This window comes from Colwellia sp. MB3u-8 (assembly GCF_014076985.1).
GTDB lineage: Bacteria > Pseudomonadota > Gammaproteobacteria > Enterobacterales > Alteromonadaceae > Cognaticolwellia.
On the sequence record NZ_JACGVA010000055.1, the window covers coordinates 1 to 1,229 of the forward strand.

1 protein-coding gene is annotated in these 1,229 nt (G+C 31.7%); it reads left to right on the top strand.

Annotation, left to right across the window (positions count from 1 at the left end; translation table 11 throughout):
* Window positions 1-248 precede the first annotated feature (248 nt).
* Entirely contained in the window at window positions 249-1,178 is a 930-nt protein-coding gene (locus tag H4J54_RS04755) for an AEC family transporter (protein ID WP_182189786.1), read from the top strand.
* Window positions 1,179-1,229: the final 51 nt, after the last annotated feature.

Sequence of the window (1,229 nt, forward strand, 5' to 3'; positions counted from 1 at the left end):
AAATCAGTATTATCTATTGATTTTAGAGCTAAAAATAAACAAATTCGCGTTTCTTATGCAGCTAGTTTATTGGTGTTAAATTACGTTCTAAATGCATGAGACATTATAACAGATTGAATTAAAATCATATTTTTATGCGTGCCCCATATTTCTCTATCCAGCATTTTGCAATATAATAATCTGTTATAAGCAAACATTCATCGGTGATGTATGAACAAATACAAATCACTTTTTCTTTAGGATAATTAATGACACTTTTTTTCATTATATTAATTAAAATATTTCCACTATATATAAACGTAATATTAGGTTTTTTATCTTCAAAAATTTTACATGTTCAAAGAGAATCAATAGCCGCTTTGCTGATTTATATTTTGGGTCCTATTGTGGTTTTTTCAGCAGTCATCACTGTAAAAATTGATTTTTCAGTTGCAATTTTACCGATATTTTTGTACGTGTTTTGTTCTATTTTAGCTTTTGCTTCACTTTTTATTTGGGGAAAATCCTGGGATAATCCCACAGGAAATATTTTAGCATTCAGTGCAGGAACAGGAAACACAGGATATTTTGGTATTCCCTTGGCAATTATATTGTTTCCACCCACCTTGGCAGACATTTATATTTTTGCCGTTATAGCATCTCTTTTATATGAAAGCAGCACAGGTTTTTATGTCACTGCAAAGGGAAATTTTAGCGTGAAACAATCGCTGAAAAAAATATCGAGACTGCCAATACTTTATGCGTTTATCTTAGGAATTACTTGTAATTTTGCAGGCTTGAAAATACCAGAAGAAATCAGTGCTTATACTGCGCAGTTCAAAGGTGCATACGGAATACTGGGAATGATGATGTTGGGCATGGGACTATTGGGTTTAAAAAGCAATCCGGATAACTTTGATAAAAAATTCATAAGCATCACATTCATCATCAAATTTGTCTTTTGGCCACTTGCGATGTTGGGATTTATTTATGTCGATAAAACATATTTGCACTTTTTAAATGAAGACTTATACAAAGTACTTTTTTTATTCTCTATTGTACCACTGGCGGGCAATACGGTTACTTTGGCGGTATTACTTAATGCCAAACCTGAAAAAGCCAGTTTAGCAGTATTTTTATCTACGTTGGTTTCTATAATCTTCATTCCGCTAGCTATCTATTTATACGGCGGTTTTTGAGTTTGACTCAATATCAAGATACTTTTAATTTGGAGTAAAAAGAATAATATA

Excerpts from the sequence above, each read along its gene's own strand:
- H4J54_RS04755 (WP_182189786.1), top strand. The coding sequence starts at position 249 with ATGACACTTTTTTTCATTATATTAATTAAAATATTTCCACTATATATA.